Source organism: Arthrobacter sp. 49Tsu3.1M3 (assembly GCF_900168135.1).
Lineage (GTDB): Bacteria > Actinomycetota > Actinomycetes > Actinomycetales > Micrococcaceae > Arthrobacter.
Window position 1 is genome coordinate 17,346 of the sequence record NZ_FUZD01000013.1, and the last position, 20,069, is coordinate 37,414.

The following is a 20,069-nucleotide window of genomic DNA, read 5'->3' on the forward strand; positions in this document are numbered from 1 at the left end:
TACGGCACCGGCCCTGTCCAACAGGATGACTATTGAGGCTTTGCCGATGACCCAGCTCTGCCTGCGGCGTTTCAGACCAAACTGGTGCCGGCGCCGACCGCGTCGGGTCCGAACATTATGCAGACTCCCAAGCCGAAGAACTGGATTCACCGAGAATGGTTCCCCCGACCCGTCAATAAATGACGGGGGCCTCCTCCTCCAGTACTTCCAAGCGAGCTCCCACATGTTTCAGAAGAGCCATTGCGTGCACAGATTGAGCTCTACTTACCGGCGATCGATGGGCGATCATGTTCCGTATTTTGACTACGCTACGTATGTCCTGCAACAAAGGTGCATCAATTCGTCCGTTTGCTTCTAACCTGCCGATGACGGTACCTATGGGTGGTCTTACCGGATGGGGGGCACTACGTTCTCGTGACTCCGTTTGGCCTAAGTGACGGAGCCTATTCTCAAGCTTTTCCCATTCCGCAAGGTACATTATTTGCAGCCTGGAATCGTTGAAGTCAGTCTCTCGAGAATCGTCTTGCGTCAATTCGAACCTTCCGGCCTCGCTCGCCAACACGGAGAAAACTCTCACCCTTTCCGCCATTGCTTTGCTGCGGCGCGAGGACACTGCTGTTGCAGCCGCCATTGCCCCAAATATCGTACTTATAAGGGTCACAATAATCGTTATTACGCTGAGACTAACCGGCGAAGACTCTTCATCCGTGAGCACTCCCGAAACCATGAGGATCGGAACAACGCCGGCGAGCAATGTCATCGTGGCTGCAAGAATAAGTGTAGTGATCTGCATCTGGCGGCGTCGCTCGAATGGGAGGGAGTCTGCTGAAGGCAATGGGGCCAGACCGCCCCTTGAGGAGTAGTAGGCACGCACAATGTCTGTGGCCGTTATGCCTCCAGGTTCCGTAGTCTGCTTAGCGAAATCTACGACTTCTTGTCTCCTTTGAGCGAGAAGCTCGTCCAATGCCCGTGAAGCTGCGTCGGTCAACAAATAATGTTCCTCTTCTGGGGCCTTTCGGTCGTTCACCGGTTTCGCTCCTTATGTTCTGCAACCTCAATAGCGACTAGTACGCTCACAGCGGATGGCACGCACAAACAGAACACGGCCATCCAGCCAGCACTGGGCAACAGCCACGGCTCAGACTGAATCATGAGATTGCTGCTGACACCTATTGCGATAGCCAATATGTAGATGAAGACTTTCCCAACTACTAACCACCACGAACGGCCGGGAACGGTGATGCCTCGATTGCGGATGACGACCTCGGCGGTCGCGACTTGAGCACTCGTGTACTGCGGCACGATGGATGTGTTTCGTCGATGCTGGAGCTCGTAGAGGCTTACTTCATCGAGGAGTTCGACAGCATACTGCTTTATGGCTGAGTCGAACACCTCTCTTGCTGCGCCGCTCAAAACAGCCGCGCCTGAGACATCGACGCTAACAAGGTCAGACTGGTTTGCTTGGCCGACATGTGTGCTCGCCATTTATCCCCACTCAGTCGTGCCTTTTGCTGGGTCAAACTATATCGCCAAATTTCCTCCCTAAACGCACCCCGAATTCTGACGCTGCGACGCCCTCACTTGCTGAAGTTCTCAGGCGGCTCATTTCGCTTCGAAGACTCAACGAACTACACCGGCATCGTCGGGGGCTCAACCATTCAGGAGCGGTCTACGACGGGCCTGCGACGGGGGGGAAGGATGAAGACTGTCGTCAACTCAAACTGCTGGCCCGCCGGGCGTGGCCGCTGAACGACCCATCGAATGCCAATCCTAGCCCGACGGACGTGTCTCGTTCTTTGCGCTGGAAACGTCGGTCGTCAGCTCCGCTTGCTCCAGGTGTTAAGCTCAACGCCGTTATCGCACCTGCACCAGACTAAGGACCTTCATGTTCTCGCGCTCCACTCTTACTGGCCTTTTGGCCGTTGTCGCCATTGTTCTATCAGTCTCCGCATGTGGAGGGAGCACGAACGCTGCCCCGACGAGCAGCAGCCAGACCGCCGCGCCTGCGGCGGAGGATGGCACCAAAGCCTTCATTGAGGCAGTTCGAGATCGTGTCCCCACAATCAACAGCAGCACCGACAAGGAGATCGCAGTAATCGGCGAGAATATTTGTGCGCCAAGCAGCATGTCAGCTGCGAAGGCGGACGAGATGTCGAAGAGCATGCTTGTCATAGCCGATCATGCTCGCAACGAAGCGGAGGCGGCCGTGATTGTAGGACTGGCCAAACAGCACATGTGCCGACCTGCTTAAAGGCGCCCAGTGCAAGGGAGGGGCACCGGTCCGACCGGCGCCCCTCCCAAGTTCTTTTAGGGACATTACGAGAAGAGGACAATGCCACACGATTAGGTCACTTCTCTCGTGGCTAGGGTGCCTCGCCCATGGCCCGTATCCGGCGCCGAGGCCGTCGTGGTTCAGGTTGATTTCGCCCAAGACCTGCCCGTTGCCCCGATCAAGGAGCTGGGGTCAGGGTCGCGGAAGTCAGTTTGCATTCCACCTTGGCTGGGGCAGGACGAGCATAGGACTCGATGTACAAGAAAGCCGGGCCTCGCCCCTACAATGCATAGCAAGTACATGCGTGATCGATGAACGCTGCACGGCATGGGGATGCTGCGTTTGCCCGCAATAAGCTACGCATCTCCGCTGCCTGCAGCAAGGGAAGTGGGAGCAGTGGCCGGCAACAACAACGCCAACCTGGTGTGGAGCATCGCGAATATTCTGCGGGGCACCTACAAACCGGCGCAGTACGGCTCGGTGATCCTGCCGTTCACCATCCTTCGCCGCCTGGACTGCGTCCTGGACTCCACCAAAGATGCCGTCCTCGCCGAGCAGGAAACCAAAAAGGGCCTGAACATCCCGCTGGACACCTTCCTGCAGAAGGCCTCGGGCCACAGCTTCTTCAATACCTCCAAGTTCAACTTCGCCAGGCTCCTGGATGACCCCACCAACATCAAGGCGAACATCCTCAACTACGTCCAGGGCTTCTCGGAGAACACCCGGGACATTTTCGAGCGCTTCGAGTTCTACAAGACGCTCGAGAAGCTGGACAGCGCCGACCTGCTCTACCACGTCACCAAGGACTTCGCCGCGATCGACCTCCACCCGGAGACCATCAGCAACATTGAGATGGGCCTCATGTTCGAGGAACTCATCCGCCGCTTCGCCGAAGCCTCCAACGAAACCGCCGGTGAGCACTTCACCCCACGCGAGGTCATCCAGCTCATGGTCCAGCTCCTGCTTAACTACGACGACGACGTCCTCACCAAGGAGGGCATCGTCCGCAGCATCTACGACCCCACCGCCGGAACGGGCGGCATGCTCACCGTCGCTCAGGAGCACCTGCACGCACTCAACCCCAGCGCCTCCCTCGTTGCGTACGGGCAGGAAATCAACGACGAATCCTACGCAATCTGCAAGTCAGATCTGTTGATTAAGGGCCAGGACATCTCCAAGATCTCGGTCGGGGACACCCTCGCGAACGACCAGAACATTGGCCAGCAGTTCGACTTCATGCTCTCCAACCCGCCCTTCGGCGTGGAGTGGAAGAAGATCCAGCCGCAGATCCAGAAGGAGCACGAGCTCCACGGCTTCGACGGCCGCTTCGGCCCGGGCTTGCCCCGGGTCAGTGACGGCTCCCTGCTGTTCCTGCTCCATCTGGTCCGCAAGATGCGCCCGGCGCACGACGGCGGCTCCCGCATCGGCATCGTCCTGAACGGCTCGCCGCTGTTCACCGGCGGCGCAGGCTCGGGCGAGTCCGAGATCCGCAAGTATCTGATCGAGAACGACTTCGTGGAGGCCATCATCGCGCTGCCCACGGACATGTTCTACAACACCGGCATCGCCACCTACATCTGGATCCTCTCCAACAGCAAGGAGCAGAAATACCCGGAGCGCGTCGGCAAAATCCAGCTCATCAACGGAGTCGACTTCTTCCAGAAGATGCGCAAAAGCCTCGGCTCCAAACGCAAGGAACTCGGCCCGAACGACATCGCGAGCATTGTCCAGTTGTATGGTGCGTTCGAGGACGACGGCGAGAGGTCCAGGATTTTCAACAATCAGGACTTCGGCTACTCCACCATCACCGTCGAGCGCCCGCTGAGACTCAACTTTGCCTTCACGCCGGATCGTATCGACGCCGCGCTGGCGCAGAAGCCGGTGGAGAGGCTGTCCGACAACGACCGCCAGCTTCTGGAGAAGACGCTCACCCGGCTCGGCGAAGACGAGATGAAGTTCTGGAAGAACCGTGAGGCTTTCCTAAAGGTCCTCAAGCCTGCATTGTCCGGGGCCGGCCTCAAGATCGGCGCCCCGGTGCTGAAAGCTGTCCTCGCTGGGCTGTCGGAGCGCGACGAAACCGCCGACGTCTGTAGAGGACCCAAGGGCAGTCCCGAGGCGGATACCGATCTCCGCGACACGGAGAACGTCCCGCTCGGCGAAGACATCAAGGCCTATTTCGAGCGGGAGGTTCTCCCCCACGTCCCCGAGGCATGGATCGATGAGTCCAAAACCAAGGTCGGCTACGAGATCCCATTCACGAGGCACTTCTACAAGTACGTGGCTCCCAGATCTTTGGAGGAAATCGACGCCGACCTCAACCAACTCATTTCAGAGATCACTGAGCTACTGGGCCAGGTGGAGAGATGACCACCATAACTTCACCAGCGCTCAAAGAAAGCGGAATCCCTTGGCTCGGGCAGATACCTGATGACTGGTCCGTCCAAGCCATCAAACACGCTTCCTACATTAAGGCGCGCGTGGGATGGAAGGGCCTTACGTCAGACGAATTCGAGATAACAGCACATGCTTATCTAGTTACAGGAACGGACTTTCGCCGGCGCTTCATCAATTGGAGCACCTGCTACCAAGTCAGTGAAGAACGCTACTTGGACGATCCGTTCATTCAGCTCAGAAACGGGGATCTGCTCGTCACCAAGGATGGGACCATCGGAAAGCTATCCATGGTTTCTAATCTCGACAAACCTGCATGTCTTAACAGCGGTATCTTCCTCGTGCGCCCCTTCAAGAACTATTCAACTCGTTTCCTGTATTGGGTACTGAGGTCTCGCGTCTTCGAGGACTTCATCGACCTCACTTCGACGGGGTCAACTATTCTGCACCTTTACCAGAACGTGTTCGAGCAGTTTCGATTCGCTTTCCCGACGCCGGAGACGCAGGACGGTATTGCCAGCTACCTGGACCGCGAAACAGCCCAGATCGATGACCTAATCGCCAAACAGGAACGGCTCGTCGAACTCCTCGCCGAGAAGCGCCAGGCCATCATCACCCACGCCGTCACCAAAGGCCTCGACCCCACCGCTCCCCTCGGGCCTTCCGGCGTACCCTGGCTCGGCGAAGTGCCCAGGCACTGGACTATGACCAAGTTCCGGTATTTCGCCCGAATTTTAGGTGGCACTGCTCCCGAGCAGTGCTCGCCACAGGTTAGTGGTGCTTATCCATACATAAAGGTGAGTTCCCTGAACACACTCGACGGGAACCAGGAGGTTTCGTCGACAGACGAGTACATAGACAGTGAGGGCATCACTTGCCCGGCGGGCACTGTCCTATTCCCCAAGCGAGGTGCTGCGATCTTCACCAACAAAGTCGGCGTTGTGCGGACCCGGAGTGCTTTCGATACAAATCTCATGGGCTTGGAGCTCGACCATGTGAAGGCACATGGGCTCTTCATAGTGCACTGGCTCCGTTCTCGAACTCTGAATGAGTTGGCCGACACGTCGACCCTCCCTCAAATCAACAACAAGCACATTTATCCCCTGGAAATCGCACTACCGCCGCTATGCGAGCAGAAGAAGATCCTTGAAGTGCTGGGACTGAGACTTCGGGCCATAGACGTCCTCGCCCGGAAATGTGAAGTGGCGGTCAGTCTTCTGCAGGAACGCCGCTCTGCCCTTATCTCCGCTGCGGTAACAGGCAAGATCGACATTCGAAAGGAGGCATCGTAGCCATGACTTTGCCACAGTGGCATGGATTCGTTGACCCGGTCCTAAGGATCATGTCTGACGGTGAGATTCGTCGAAATGCTGAAATTCGGAATGCGGTGGCAGAACGGACCCATCTGTCGGAAGAGGACATGGGTGAGATCATGTCCTCTGGTGAGGCCCGTTGGGCCAACAGAATTAACTGGGCAGTTTTCGATTCGATGAAGGCAGGTTTGCTGGTTCGCGAAGCTCGCGGACAGTACAAAATCAGCGGGGAAGGTCTCCGCCGCGCTTCGAACGGGTCACCGATTACTTATCAGACGCTCACGGAGTATGAGTCCTACAGGCAATATCAGGCCAAGTCCAGCGCACCGAAGACTGTATCCGCGGCGGCCCTGCAAACGATCCGGCCCGAGCTGACCGCCGGCGCTGATTCCGACCCATCGGAGGCGCTCGAACAATCAGCCAGCCAGCTGAATCAAGTGGTCATCGACGAAATCTACCGGAACCTCATGGAACTTTCCCCCGATGCCTTTGAACGCCTCATTCCCTTTGTCGTGAAGGCGCTCGGGTACGGCACCGACCGGGAGGACAACCTCAAGCCAACGCAGCGCTCCGGGGACAAAGGCATCGATGGGATTGTCTGGCAGGACGCACTTGGATTCGACCGGGTCTACCTTCAGGCGAAGCGCTATTCCGAGGGCAATAATGTGGGAGCCCCTGAGGTTCAGGCATTCAGCGGGGCGCTGGGGCAATTCCGCGCCACCAAGGGCATCTTCATCACCACCTCGACGTTCACCACCGGAGCCCGTGCCGTGGCCAGGGACACTGCCCATTACACGCTGATTCTGATTGACGGTCAGCGTCTGGCGTCGCTGATGTTCGAATACGGCGTGGGCGTTCAAGTCGATCGAACCGTAGTCGTGAAGAAGCTCGATCAGGACTTCTTCGACAGTTTCTAGGGGGAACTATATGGCGCAGCACAATGAAGTGACGTTTGAGCAAGAGATCTGCCAGTCCCTCGCGGCCGAGGGCTGGATCTACGAGCCGCACCGCAAGGCCAGCGATCTCTATGACGCCACGCGGGCCCTGGTCCCGGAGGATGTCTTCGCCTGGCTGGCGGATACGCAGCCGGAGCATCTGGCGAAGGTCGTGAAGCCGACGGACTCACCGGCGGAACACGAGGTCGCTAAGCGGCTGCTGCTGGACCGGCTGTGTAAGGTCCTGGACAAGCCGGCGGCCAAGGAAGCGGGCATGCTCTCCGTCCTCAGGACAGGGTTTAAGGATGTCGCCGCCAAGTTTGAAATGTGCCAGTTCAAGCCAGCCATGGGCCTGAATCCGGAAACGCTGGAGCGTTACGGCAAAGTGCGGCTCCGGGTGATCCGGCAGGTCCACTATTCCACAGTCGACGCTATGAAGAGCATCGACCTGGTCCTCTTCGTCAACGGACTGCCGGTCGCGACCATCGAGTTGAAGACGGACTTCACGCAGAACATCAACGACGCTGTCGCGCAGTACCGCAAGGACCGGCTCCCCCGCAACGGCAAGAACAAGGACGAGCCGCTGCTGTCCTTCGGCCGACGCGCCCTGGTGCACTTCGCCGTCAGCAACGACGAAATCCAGATGACCACCGAGCTCAAGGGCAAGGACACCTACTTCCTGCCCTTCAACCTCGGTAATGACAGCCATGCCGGCAACCCGGTTAACCCCAAGGGGTCGGCCACTAGCTACCTCTGGGAACAGGTCCTGCAGCGCGATTCCTGGCTGAATATCATCGGCAAGTTCCTGCACCTGCAGATCAGCGACAAAACCAACCCCGTCACCGGCGAACGGGAAGTCCACAAGTCCCTGCTGTTCCCCCGCTACCACCAGTGGGACGTGGTCAACCAGCTCATCGAAACCGCCCGCACCGAGGGGCCCGGCCACCGCTACCTGGTGCAGCACTCGGCCGGATCCGGCAAGACCAACTCCATCGCGTGGACCGCGCACCAGCTCAGCTCACTGCACGGCACCGGCAACGAGAAGCTCTTCGACTCCGTGATCGTCGTGACAGACCGGACCGTGCTGGACGCCCAGCTGCAGGACGCGATCTACCAGATCGAGCACAAGTCCGGCGTCGTGGTCCCCATCCGCGGCAACGCCGGGTCCAAGTCCGCCGAACTCACCGCCGCGCTGGTGGCCCGGACGCCGATCATCATCGTCACCATCCAGACCTTCCCCTTCGCGCTGAAGGCCATCGCTGAATCCCAGGCGCTGAAGGGGCGGAACTTCGCCATCATCGCGGACGAGGCCCACTCCTCCCAGACCGGGTCCACTGCGAACAAGCTGAAGAAGGTCCTCTCCGCCGAGGAACTGGCGGACGTCAACGACGGCGGCGAGTTCGACGTGGAGGCCTATCTGACGGCCGAGATGGCCGAGCGGGCGGATGCCAAGAACATCAGCTACTTCGCCTTCACTGCCACCCCCAAGGCCAAGACGCTGGAGCTGTTCGGCCGCAAGGGTCCGGACGGGCTGCCGCAGCCGTTCCATCTGTACTCCATGCAGCAGGCCATTGAGGAGCGATTCATCCTGGACGTGCTGCAGAACTACACCAGCTACAAGGTGGCCTACCGGCTCACCCACGAGGGCCGGGACTACGATTCGGACGACGCCCAGGTGGAGAAATCCGAGGCGCTGAAGTCGCTAATGAACTGGGTGAAGCTGCACCCGTACAACATCAGCCAGAAGGTCCAGGTGGTCGTGGAGCACTTCCGCGCCAACGTCGCCTGGCGCCTCGATGGCAAGGCCAAGGCCATGGTGGTAACCGGCTCCCGCAAGGAAGCTGTACGGTACAAACTCGCGATCGACAAATACATCCACGACGCCGGCTACTCCGGCCTGGGCACCATGGTCGCCTTCTCCGGCGAAGTAAATGACGACGAATCCGGTACCGAGGCGTTCACCGAGATCAACATGAACCCCGGTCTCAAGGGGCGCACCCTGCCCGAGGCGTTCTCAACCGACGAGTACAAGATCATGCTGGTGGCCAACAAGTTCCAGACCGGGTTTGATCAGCCCCTGCTCGTTGCGATGTACGTGGACAAAAAGCTCTCCGGCGTCTCCGCCGTGCAGACGCTGTCCCGGCTGAACCGCACCGCTGTGGGCAAGGACCAGACGTTCGTGCTCGACTTCGTCAACGATCCGGACGAGATCCTGGCGTCTTTCCAGCCCTACTTCCGCGAGGCCGCGCTGGAGGGCGTCTCCGATCCGAACGTGGTGCATGACCTGCAGGCCAAGCTCGACGCCGCCCAGATCTATCTCGTGTCCGAGGTTGACGGGTTGGTGAAGTCCTACGTCATGGAGGCGGGCAACAACGCGCTCTCCGGCTGGGTCGCGCCGGCCAAGTCACGGTTCAACACCCGGTACAACGCCGCGGTGGCTGAGGGCAATAAAGCCGCCCAGGACGAGCTTGACCTGTTCCGGAAAGACCTCGGCTCGTTTGTCCGCGCCTACGACTTCCTCTCCCAGATCGTGGACTTCGCCGACACGGACCTCGAGAAGCGCTCGATCTACTTCAAGCACCTCCTGCCGGTTCTGCGTGTGAACGACGCAAAGGTGGCGCTGGACCTCTCTGGCGTGGTCCTGGCGAAATACGCGCTCAAAGACAAGGGCCAGGCCCAGCTGCAGCTTTCGGGCGAGGGCGAATTGTTGAAGCCTCTGACAGAGCCTGGCACCGGTCAGACCAAGGATCCCGTCCTGGTCACCTGGGAAGAGATCATCCAGCAGGCCAACTTGCCGTTCGAAGGCGAAGAACTTGACGCGGTGGCGCACTTCGTCGAAGGCGTGCGCCGCGAGTTGGTCAAGAATGAAACCTTGCAGAAGCAGGCCCAAAACAACTCGCGGAGCCACTTCGGCAGCAGCCCAGAACTCCATGGTGCGGTGAGCACGGCTGTCATTAACTCGATGGAAAGCCACCGCAACCTCAGCATCCAAGCATTGGGCGACAAGACAAAGATGCAGGCTCTGCTCAAGATGCTGAGCGAGCTGGTTTATGAGGAGCTGCAGACTGACGCCAACGCTGTCAGTTCTAATAACAGGGGGAGAAATTTTGGGTAATTCAAAAGCTGGGTTTCAGAATTGGTTCAAGTCTCACTTCGATGGAGCGGGTGAGACGATTGCTTCTGTCGTGGTTGTATTGATTCTCGTTCCATTAGGGATAATGGGTATCTTTGGATCAAAGTTTGTTGCTGATAACATCGTATCGATACTGTGCACCGTGTTGTCAGCGGCTACGGTTTTTGGCTACCAAGTTTGGCGTACTCAAAGGAAAATTCGTAAGGATACGAATGAGATTAACCAGGGCGTTATCGATTTGGTCCGCTCCAGAAGCCCCTATACCGTAATCGCGCCAAAGATTTCCGGAGAGCTTGCCGAATCTCTGAAGGGAGCTAAGGAGTGGTCCTTCCGAGGCGGTTCGGGAAGATGGCAGCGGGAGTGTGTTTTGCCGCAACTCTCCGAAGAAAAAAACCGAGCTGTTCCCTACAATATGCTGATTCTTGACCCTACCGAGCCGGATTTGTGTCGCCAATATGCCGATTATCGAAACAAGCACCGAGTTGATGGATCGGTAAGCACAAACGGGACGGTCCGAAATGAAATTCTTGCTTGCATCGTGGCGTGCGCATGGTATTCGAGGATGACAAGAGTTGCCGCTCGCGTTTACCTCACGCAGACATACAGCCCGCTCCGTCAGGACATGAGCTCTAGAATGGTCGCTGTTACCGTTTCGGACAAATCTCAAAGTGGACTTTTCGTCCCTCATTCGTCCTGGTACTACGAATCGCTCAGAGATGAGTTCAACGAGCACTGCGCCCGCTCTCCTGAGGTTCAATTTGCTGGGACGGAAAATCTGCCCTCCGACTGGCGAGCACTGACTTCCGGCGACGTAAAATCTGTTCTCAGATCGACCAAGGTTAGAAAACTGGATGGGACACTCCGCAAACTGTGTGAATCTCCTGATTTGTCCGCGGAATCGTTGGAGGAGATTCGGCAGCTGGTCTTCAAGGGACGCCACGCATGATCTCTGGACTCGTACAGGATGTTCTGTTGAGGGGAGAGATAACAACGGGCTTTCGTGACACACTCCTGTCTGATATTCACGAATCAATATATCAAATACCAGTTACTAAGCATCCTCTCGGGTTCGTGCACTATGACCTGAGCCAACTGGCTGACCTTCCGTCTGGAGGTTTCGCCAGACTCCATATATGGGACAGGGAACTTGCTACGCCTGATCCTGCTGGAAATATTCACGATCACACCTGGCACCTAACCAGCGCCGTCCTGGCCGGGTCCCTTAGAGATCGGACTTATTTACCATGCGCGAGCGCTCAGGGCGCCCTTACGGCGGTGCAAGTCCGCTATGGAGAGACGAATAGTTTTGAGCGTGCGGGCAGGTATGACCTCGTACCCCAGTCTGATCGAGTCGTCCGGAAGGGGGACATTTACACGATTCAGAGTCGCATCGTTCATGAGTCTGAACCTCTGGAGGTCCCTACAATTACCTTTGTGGTGGGAATCCCCGATGAAAATGCAGCAGTGTCAGGACCGCTTATTCTCTCTCGCTCTGCAAACGTTTCCGCCGGAACCGCAAAACGCGAAGCCGTTGGTCAGGCGGAGGCCTTGAAGCTCTTGGAAAGACTCTAAAGCCTTGGGACTTGCCGCGGCACCTTCGGTCTAACGTCCCGCACCGAAAAGCAGAAACGAGCGAACTTCGCAAATGACTTCCCTCATCTCCTGGCTCGACGCGTCCACCGAGGAAAACTCGAAGATGCGCGAGCTCGTGAAGCTCTACGGCACGCCGGAAACCACCGACGACCTCGGCATGGGCCAGCTGCGCGACGCGATCAGCAACAGCCTGTTCCCGGGCACTTCGGTGCTGCACCTAGGCGCACGCTATATGCTCCTCGTTCCGTGGGCTTATCAAACCGCCCACCGCAGAACACGAAATCCGGATGATCTGCGGAAGCGCTCCGAGGAATCCGAGCGGCAGCTGATCGAGAGGCTCAAAGAGATCGGCGAGGACAGCTACATCGGCCGCGATGCCGGCCGAAACGTCCAGCTGCTCCCATCCGCCGCGTACTGGACCGCGCTGCGCACCTACGGCATCGTCAGCCCGGACACTGACCGCTCCGCTGTCGCTCAGCTGATGTGTGCTGATGCCCCGGCGCCCGAAGAGGGCGAAAGCAGCTATTCGGTCTGGAGCCAGACCCTCCCCAAGCCGCCAGCCGGCTTTCCGCAGTCCGAGGATCGCGGGCTGCAGTTGTCCCACGATGAGGCCCGCTGGCTACAGGAACGCATCTTGACCACCTGTCCCGGCACCATGCTGGCCCACGTCGTCGGATCCGAGGTCGGCCCCACCACGGGACTTTGGGCGCCCTGGCTTGACCCGGCATGCCGCAGCGCGGAGGGCGACTCCGCACAGTGGCTCAAGGACGCGGAAGCGTTCTCCTTCATCCACAACGGCGCCACCATTTTGTACCAGCACCTTGTCGCGGAACTTTCGGCAAAGGTCTTCTCCGCCGGCGAGGACACTCTGGAGCCAACGCATGGGCTCCTCGAAGCGTGGGAAGACCAGAAGGACAACAAACGCGAGCTCCTCGCCGGATGGGACGTCGACGGCTTCATTAACCGATCCAAGGCGCTGAACCGCGGCGTCAACGGAAACACCGCCGACTTCGCGAGGGCCATGGCCGAGGCAGCCACAAGCCCCGGCAGTCTGATCGACAACCAACACTTCCGTGCCGCCGTCGAAACCCGGGAGAAGCTCATGAAGAAGTCCAACTCGCGGTTCCGCAACGAACGCCGGCTCCGCGCCTGGCAGCCGCCAGCGCAGGTCGCGTCTCTGTCCTTCCGCTGGGCTCAGGTACGCCGGAACGTCCTGGACATCCACGCAGGGCTCGCATTGGAAGGGCAGTCGAGTGCTTGAGGCAGCAAACAGGCAGGCACTCACCCAGCAGCTGCGCCCGCCGGCAGGATTCCGGCTCTCCCACGCCGTGGGCACCACCTTCACGCTGGACATGACCAGCGCCCTGTCCGTGCCGCTGAGCTTCTTGGCGGGCTCCGGGGAGGAATTCACCAACCCGGTGGCGGTGCTCAGCGCCCTGCGCAAAGTCTCCGACCGCGTAGACATCTTCTGCCAGGCCGGCCACATCAAAGCGCCCTCGGACGCCTCGGACCTGCTCGCACTGCTGGAGCCGATGGTCCACCAGGTCAGCGTCAAGCGCGGACTGTTCCACCCCAAAATCTGGCTCCTCGAATTCGAGAACGACTCCGAGCGCCGTTACCGCTTCCTGTGCAGCAGCCGCAACCTCACCACCGACGCCAGCTGGGACCTCCTCGTCCGGCTGGACGGCGAGCCCGTGCAGGACACCGAGCATGCCGGACCCGACAGCGGCCCGCTGGCGCGCTTCATCGCCGGGCTCCCTGACCTCTGCACTGTGACTCCCGACGCCGGGCGGCTCGCCAGAGTGCGCGGACTCGCCTCGCGTCTTGCGAATGTCCGCTGGGAGTTGCCGGAGGATATTCAGCGCTTGGCATTCCGGCCTATGGGTATGGGTGAGGACTTCGCACAGGGCTCCATCACTGCCCACCTCGGCGATCCGGGAAACTTCAATGCACTCAACGGTAAAACCGGGGAGGGGGCCCATTTTGGCCGAGAGAAGCTGGTCATCTCGCCCTTCCTCGACGACACGATGCTCGGGCGGCTGCGGGACCCGTGGACGGACAACCTCTACGTCTACTCACGCGGGGACCAGCTGGATCTCCTCAACGAGAAAACAGTGGGTGATACCCGAACGTCGTTCAAGGCTTTTGACGAACTCGGCATCCCCGAATCGTCGGAGTCAGGACAAAGCGATGTGGACGAGTCCGGGATCCTGCGGGTGGCGGACGATCTGACCGGGCTGCACGCCAAGGCCTACTTCTACGACTTCGACCACTACACCTACGCGCTTCTCGGGTCGGCCAACGCCACCGAGGCGGGCTTCACTCGTAACGTGGAGTTTCTGTTGGAAATGCGGGGAGTAAAGAAACGCCTGGGGGTGCAGCGCATCCGGGAGAGTCTCAAGGACGTGCCCTTCGCCGATTATCTGGGCACCGGCGGCGCGGCCCGCTCGGAAGAAGACGTGGCAGCCTTCCGGCTGGAGAACGCCCTGCGGGACGCTGCGGCGCAGCGGTTCCTCCTCGATGCCGTCCCCGACGGCGACACCAAGAACACGTTCACGGTGACCGTCGCGCATGGTTGGTCGCCGAAGCCCGAGTTCACCGCGAAGTTGCGTCTCCTTTCGCTCCCCCAGCCGAACGCCGTCGTCGAGCCCTCCGGCGGTCAGCACGAACATGTCTTCCGCGCCATCCCGCTGGCTGATGTGACGCCGTACCTGGTGCTCACGCTGGAGGACCCGGCGGCCGGGCTGTCCAAGAGCACGGTGATCCAGGGCAGTCTGCGCACCGATCCTGCGGGACGGCTGGATGAGATCATCGCCCGCCAGCTGGACGGCCCCCAGAAGCTTCGCCAGTTCCTGCTGTTGTTCCTTACCCCGGAAGACGCCCTGCCTGGGTCCGGGACAGGCACGGGATGGTTCGCCGGTTCAGGGTTCGGCGACGGCTCCACCGCCGGGCTCTTCGAAGCGATGGTTGACGCGATGGCGGGGCCGGACGCCGGCTCGGTCTTCCCGGATCTGAAGGTAGTCATGGACCGGCTGCTCGCCCTTCGCAGCGATGACCCGGAGATTCAGCAGCTGCACGCGCTGTGGACCGCAGCCACCGAGGCACTAGACATGGAGCAACTTCATGGGGTTTGATGCAGCGCCCGCGCTGGACGGCCTCCGCGGCTTTCAGCGCCGTACCGTGGAACACGTCTTCAAACGCCTCTATCTGGATGACCAGCCGGCGGACCGCTTCCTCGTCGCGGACGAAACCGGGCTGGGCAAGAGCATGGTGGCCCGCGGCGTTGTCGCGAAGGCGATCGAACGGCTCGACCGGCCGGATTCCGGCGTGGACCGGATCGACGTCGTCTACGTCTGCTCCAATGCTGACCTGGCCAAGCAGAACATTGGCCGGCTGAACGTTACCGGGCAGAAGGACATCATCGAGTCGGGCCGGCTGACACTGCTGCCTGCCGAGCTGGCGAAGCTCAATGCTCCGGCCGCGCCGGGAACACGGAAGCGGGTCAACTTCATCTCGCTGACTCCGGGCACGTCGTTCAACGTCGGCGGGGCGACCGGCCAGGCGCGAGAACGGGCTGTGCTGTTTCGGATTCTTGAACAGCTCGGAGTGATTACCGCCGAACGCCGGGATGACGCGGTCGAGCTGTTGAGGGCGGGCGCTGGCGTTCCCGGATTCAGCTGGGAAATCAAACGCCTCACCGAACTGCATCCCGAAGGGTTCGTCACCTCGGTGTGTGACAAATTCAGACAGCTCGCCACGAATAGCCGAAATCTTGCCGCTTTTGAAACGGCGATGAGCGACGCCTTGACTGACGGAACTGACAATGTCCGGCTCCGCATGAGCGCCATCATCGGACGGCTCCGTGGAGACCTCGCCCAGGCCGGCTTGGACTGTCTGGAGCCTGATTTGATCATTCTGGACGAGTTCCAGCGCTTCCGCGATCTGCTTTACTCTCCCGGCACCGCGCCCGACGACGGGGATCCCGCTGCGGAGCTCGCGCGCCAGTTCCTGAACTACGACGGCGCCAAGCTGATCCTGCTCTCGGCCACGCCCTACAAGGCGCACACCGGTGCGAACGAAGCGGACGGCGACGACCACGCCGCAGACTTCCGGCAGCTGCTCCGTTTCCTCAGCAGCGACCGGCAGGGGTACATGGAAGGCCTCGAAGCTGATCTGGATGACCGGCGGACGCAGCTGTTGAAGCAGGTCCCTGACGATGCGCTGACGCATCGTATCGAGGACGGCCTGAAGCTCTTCATGAGCCGCACAGAGCGGCCGCAGCTCGGCAAAGACGACATGCTGTCCGTGATCGAGATGGCACCGACGGACGTCCGGGCCGGGGACCTCATCAGCTACAAGTCCCTGGCTGCTTTGTTCCGGGCCACGCGCACCGGCAATCCGATGGAATACTGGAAATCCGTGCCGATGTTCGCGCACTTCCTCACCGATTACAAGGTCGGCAGGATGTTGGACGGCAGGATCCACTGCGACCGCGAAGCAGTTGACCCAGTGCTGCCGGCCCTGTCGACCATCGATGCCAATGCCTATCGCAGATATGGCGCGGTCGAAACCGACAACGCCAAGTTCCGGGCCGTTCGCGAGCACACCGTCGGCCAGGGCTGGTGGAAGCTGCTGTGGATGCCGCCGTCGCTCCCCTACGTATCGCCCTCCGGCGCATTTGCAGAGGTGGGTACTGACGTCACGAAACAGCTGGTCTTTTCTGCGTGGAACGCTGCCCCGACGGCGATCACCACGATGCTCTCCTACGAGGCCGAGCGACAGATCCTTGAGGGGTCGCCGCTGCACGGTGAAAACTCCGCCGAGGCCCGCAAGCGCTTCCGCGGCCGACTGCGGTTCCGTGTCCGCGACGGTGAGCCTCAGGCCATGTCCACGCTGGCTCTGTTCATCCCCCATGCTGCGCTGGCCCTTCCAGGTGATCCGCTGGAGAGCGCCTCATTGAGTGGTTCCTTGGTGCCCGGCGATGTTGTTCGGGCTGCCGCCGCGACAGCCGGCACCGCGATGGTGGAAGGCGCCGTCGTCGACCCGGCCAGCCGGCTCGGTGCCTGGGCGTCCTATTTCTCAGTACCGGGCGCTCTGCCGGCGGAGTGGAAGAACAACGCCAAACTGGCCACGCGGGAGTTGTGTCAACTGGACGAGTACACCCAGCAGCAGGGCAAAGCCTCGGATGGCGGGGACACCGAGCAGGAAGGGGGCTCCGATGCCGGGCTCTATCTTGCACACGTTGATCGGATGCTGGGCGCGGTTGTCGGTGAGCCGGCGGGCTGGGACGACGGGATTGAAGATCTGGCCGTCAACTCCCCCGCCAACTGCCTCTACCGTGCCCTGAGGCGTGTGGTGCCGGACGAGTTCGACGGTGCCGAGCTATGGAAGGCCGCCGTCTTCGCCGCGACCGGCTTGCGAACGCTGTTCAACCGCCTCGATGCCACCGAGCTGCTGGACAAGCTCTACCCCGAAGGCGACTACTGGCAGAAAGTCCTGCGCTACTGCGAAGCCGGAAACCTCCAGGCCGTGCTGGACGAGTACGTTTTCCAGCTCCGCAGCCAGCAGGCCCCCGGGGAGATCACCACCGAACAGCTCTGGTCACTTGCCGACGACATCCGGCGCTCCTTGTCCCTCAAGCCGGCCCAGATGCTCGCCAAATACCCCGACGGCTCGCACGAGGATCTCCGGATGGGCAGCCGTTTCGCCGTCCGGTACAGCAACGCCAAAACGGACGACGGCGACAGCCACCGCATGCCCGACGTCCGCCGGGCCTTCAACAGCCCCTTCTGGCCGTTCGTGCTGGCCTCCACATCCGTCGGTCAGGAAGGCATCGACTTCCATTGGTGGGCCCACTCGGTCATCCACTGGAACGTGCCTAGCAACCCCGTCGATTTCGAACAGCGCGAGGGCCGGGTCCACCGGTATCTGGGACACGCGGTTCGGAAGAATGTGGCTGAAGCCCACGGAGCAGAGGTGCTGAAGCCTGGGGTGACTGACCCGTGGGAGACGCTGTTCTCCTTGGCTGCAGCTGACGTTGCGGCGCACCCTGAAGATTCCAGCACCGAGTTCGCTCCCCACTGGATCTACCCTGGAGACCACAAGATCCAGCGAAGGCTCCTGGACCACCCGCTGAGCCGCGATGTGCTCAGAACCAAGCAGATGCTTTCGGGGCTGGCGAACTACCGGCTGACGTTGGGTCAGGCCCGGCAAGACGATTTGTTGGGCCTGATCAAGGATGGGGCGGAGATAAAGCCACTGGATTTGCGGCCTTGAGAGGATTGTAAACGCGCGCCGATGTAAGTCACCGCACAAAGGAGACTTTGTGCGGTGACAGAAACAGCGGCTGCAAAGTAGTGTTCGGCCAAATAACAACGCAATCAGCCAGCCTGCCTATCTACTTTGCTGCTTCAGCTGCGTGTCCGAAACGTCTACTCGAAGCCGCCGAGATGGCTAGGCAGTTTTGTCTCAGCGAGCAAGGAAGCGAAGGTTGGCTAATGCCAATCATTCAAAATACGCTCAGCTTGGTGGTCTCTGAGACGATTTTCGTTCTTTTCTAGGGCTCCGAGTGCCTTTTTGGCGTAGTTCCGAACTCGTTGTGGCGAGCCGGCGGCAGTTAGGTCGATGAGCATAAGAGCCCGGGGATGAATCATCTGTCGCTGTGGTGCGAGCATTTTCTTGGGCGCCATTAAATTGAGCGCAACGCCGACAGCAGACGAATCCCCGCTTCGAAGTCGGCGGAGATACTCTAACGACAGGCTACTCTCGATCGAAAGGCGCGGCTCAAATTCAAAGACCGTCGCACTGTCGGCCGACTGCAACATAGCGGCCTGAAGGCGGATGAGGTTAGTTGAAGCAAACTCCGGCTTCTGGGCGAGTTGAATAAGTTCCAGCTGGCCCGCCCTGTTGGAGAACTTCCAGGCAACAATGAACCAACTCGAACAAAGACGATCCCGTATTGTGGAATCTAATGGCGTCTTAGCAATGCGATCAATTTCCTTCATCGCCCCGCTAAATATCTTAACCCGAAGAGTATCAGAATCGCTTGTGGGCGCGGAGGACATAGTTTCCGCTGCCAAAATACCAATATTTGTATAAATATCCGAATAAATTAGCGCCGCTTGAAATAGCTCATCGATAGTGTCAGAGTCCAGCGGCCAAGACCTCAAGTATTCGAAGTACACGCTCGCACCGGACGGATCATGCGCTAGATCAGCGCTCCAGTACTGACGCCAGGTGCCCAGACCTACGCGCCGGTGAAGAGTATTAATGCGCCTGGTGACGCGGTTCCATCTACGAGGCTGAGGAGCGAGGTCCCGGTGCTCGGCCGACAAGGTAGCCAACTGATCAATCGCAAGCTTAGCTTCGGGTTCAGTCGATCCACCCAAGGCCCCGGACGATTCGAGAAGACTCTGTATGCGCTCGATTTCGGCATTAGACTCTACCATTGAGTCACGAAGATATTCATCAACCGGAACAATTTTTGTCTTGGCGGAATTCGGGGTCAGCGCGAGACTCTCCAAGGACCGCTGGAGTCTGGATATGATTTTTTCTCCCTCGGCGACATGGCGCACCCCATACAGAACATCATCCATATAACGCGTATACCGGCCAGCCAGCCCTTCGACATCAAATTCTTGGTCGATCGGCGCCAAAAAACTATGAGCGATGGCTCGAGAAGAATCATTGTTTCCCTGAGGCAAACCTAAATGGGAATAGTCAAGATAGTTACTTCGAGGTAATACGCCGTCAATCATCTGCATGCACAATCGAACCAACTCTTTAGAGAGTCGCGTATGTGCGAGTAGATGCTCACGGACATGCTCAAGACGAATCGAAGGAAAGAAATTTGAGATATCCGACTCAACAATAAACTTCACGCCGTCAATTTCAAGTATGTCGGCAATTAGGCCCTGCCGCCTTAGCCAGAACTGGAACCAGTCAAAACTGTCTACGGCCCCGTCGCCGGTCTCAACCGAACTCCCCTTGTCAGAACGAGTGTGCCCTACCCACTTTCTGGAGGACACAAGAAGCTGGTCTTCAACACGTTTGACAATCGCGGTGTATACGAGAGCATCTCTTGGGGACAGCTCACAGACTGGGCGCGTCAGCCCTGTGCCTTTGGCGGCACGAATGACTTCTCCTCGCTCGGGAGTGAACTGATGCAGCTTTAAATCTCGTACGATTCCGTCAACAAACGCGTCAAGATTCCATTCATATGCGGCGTAATGTAGGGGATCTATGGCATATCGGGAATTACTAAATTTTGCCTGCCGCAGTAACGGGCGAATGTCGGATTTCCACACAGATTTCAGATATTCAGCATCAGCTAGCTGCTCCAGCGAGAAGTCGCCCAGTTCAGCTGCTGCGGAGGATCCCTGATCTGTGTCCGTATCGCTTGTCATTATGGCCTTTCCGTGAATCTTGTTACC

Annotated in this window: 12 protein-coding genes; 8 read left to right on the forward strand and 4 right to left on the reverse strand. The window is 59.4% G+C overall.

Annotation, left to right across the window (positions count from 1 at the left end; genetic code table 11):
* Positions 1–172 precede the first annotated feature (172 nt).
* The 3 genes from B5X90_RS21025 to B5X90_RS14030 all read right to left on the reverse strand — a co-directional run bounded on the left by B5X90_RS21025 (position 173) and on the right by B5X90_RS14030 (position 2,172).
* A complete protein-coding gene (locus B5X90_RS21025; RefSeq protein WP_143264757.1) occupies positions 173–1,027 on the reverse strand; it encodes a hypothetical protein in 855 nt (284 codons plus the stop codon).
* Positions 1,024–1,485 carry a hypothetical protein gene (locus B5X90_RS14025; protein WP_079554043.1) on the reverse strand — a complete coding sequence of 154 codons (462 nt, stop codon included), beginning with the start codon at positions 1,483–1,485 and terminating at the stop codon, positions 1,024–1,026. Before B5X90_RS14025 ends, B5X90_RS21025 begins: the two co-directional genes overlap by 4 nt.
* A 369-nt stretch (positions 1,486–1,854) precedes the next feature.
* On the reverse strand, positions 1,855–2,172 hold the full coding sequence (locus B5X90_RS14030) for a hypothetical protein (RefSeq protein ID WP_079554045.1): 318 nt from the start codon (positions 2,170–2,172) through the stop codon (positions 1,855–1,857).
* 496 nt (positions 2,173–2,668) lie between these two features.
* Between B5X90_RS14030 and B5X90_RS14035 the strand changes: the two genes are divergently transcribed.
* The 8 genes from B5X90_RS14035 (at position 2,669) to B5X90_RS14065 (ending at position 17,913) form a co-directional block, all read left to right on the forward strand.
* Positions 2,669–4,639, forward strand: coding sequence for a type I restriction-modification system subunit M (locus B5X90_RS14035; protein ID WP_079554046.1), 1,971 nt, complete (start codon positions 2,669–2,671; stop codon positions 4,637–4,639).
* Positions 4,636–5,955 carry a restriction endonuclease subunit S gene (locus B5X90_RS14040; RefSeq protein WP_079554048.1) on the forward strand — a complete coding sequence of 440 codons (1,320 nt, stop codon included), beginning with the start codon at positions 4,636–4,638 and terminating at the stop codon, positions 5,953–5,955. The genes B5X90_RS14035 and B5X90_RS14040 overlap by 4 nt, the downstream gene beginning before the upstream one ends.
* A 2-nt stretch (positions 5,956–5,957) precedes the next feature.
* Complete coding sequence (locus tag B5X90_RS14045) at positions 5,958–6,893, forward strand: restriction endonuclease (protein WP_079554050.1); 936 nt, start codon at positions 5,958–5,960, stop codon at positions 6,891–6,893.
* 10 nt (positions 6,894–6,903) lie between these two features.
* Positions 6,904–10,026 carry a type I restriction endonuclease subunit R gene (locus B5X90_RS14050; protein ID WP_079554052.1) on the forward strand — a complete coding sequence of 1,041 codons (3,123 nt, stop codon included), beginning with the start codon at positions 6,904–6,906 and terminating at the stop codon, positions 10,024–10,026.
* A complete protein-coding gene (locus B5X90_RS21030; protein WP_143264758.1) occupies positions 10,019–10,990 on the forward strand; it encodes a hypothetical protein in 972 nt (323 codons plus the stop codon). The genes B5X90_RS14050 and B5X90_RS21030 overlap by 8 nt, the downstream gene beginning before the upstream one ends.
* Before the next feature lie 699 nt (positions 10,991–11,689).
* On the forward strand, positions 11,690–12,898 hold the full coding sequence (locus tag B5X90_RS14055; protein WP_079554054.1) for a DUF6361 family protein: 1,209 nt from the start codon (positions 11,690–11,692) through the stop codon (positions 12,896–12,898).
* Positions 12,891–14,771, forward strand: a complete 1,881-nt coding sequence (locus B5X90_RS14060; RefSeq protein ID WP_079554056.1) for a phospholipase D family protein — start codon at positions 12,891–12,893, stop codon at positions 14,769–14,771. The genes B5X90_RS14055 and B5X90_RS14060 overlap by 8 nt, the downstream gene beginning before the upstream one ends.
* On the forward strand, positions 14,761–17,913 hold the full coding sequence (locus B5X90_RS14065) for a helicase C-terminal domain-containing protein (protein ID WP_079554058.1): 3,153 nt from the start codon (positions 14,761–14,763) through the stop codon (positions 17,911–17,913). Before B5X90_RS14060 ends, B5X90_RS14065 begins: the two co-directional genes overlap by 11 nt.
* A gap of 218 nt (positions 17,914–18,131) precedes the next feature.
* On the opposite strand, the gene B5X90_RS14070 is transcribed toward B5X90_RS14065, so the two are convergent.
* Positions 18,132–20,042, reverse strand: coding sequence for an RNA-directed DNA polymerase (locus B5X90_RS14070; RefSeq protein WP_079554060.1), 1,911 nt, complete (start codon positions 20,040–20,042; stop codon positions 18,132–18,134).
* Between the last annotated feature and the right edge of the window lie 27 nt (positions 20,043–20,069).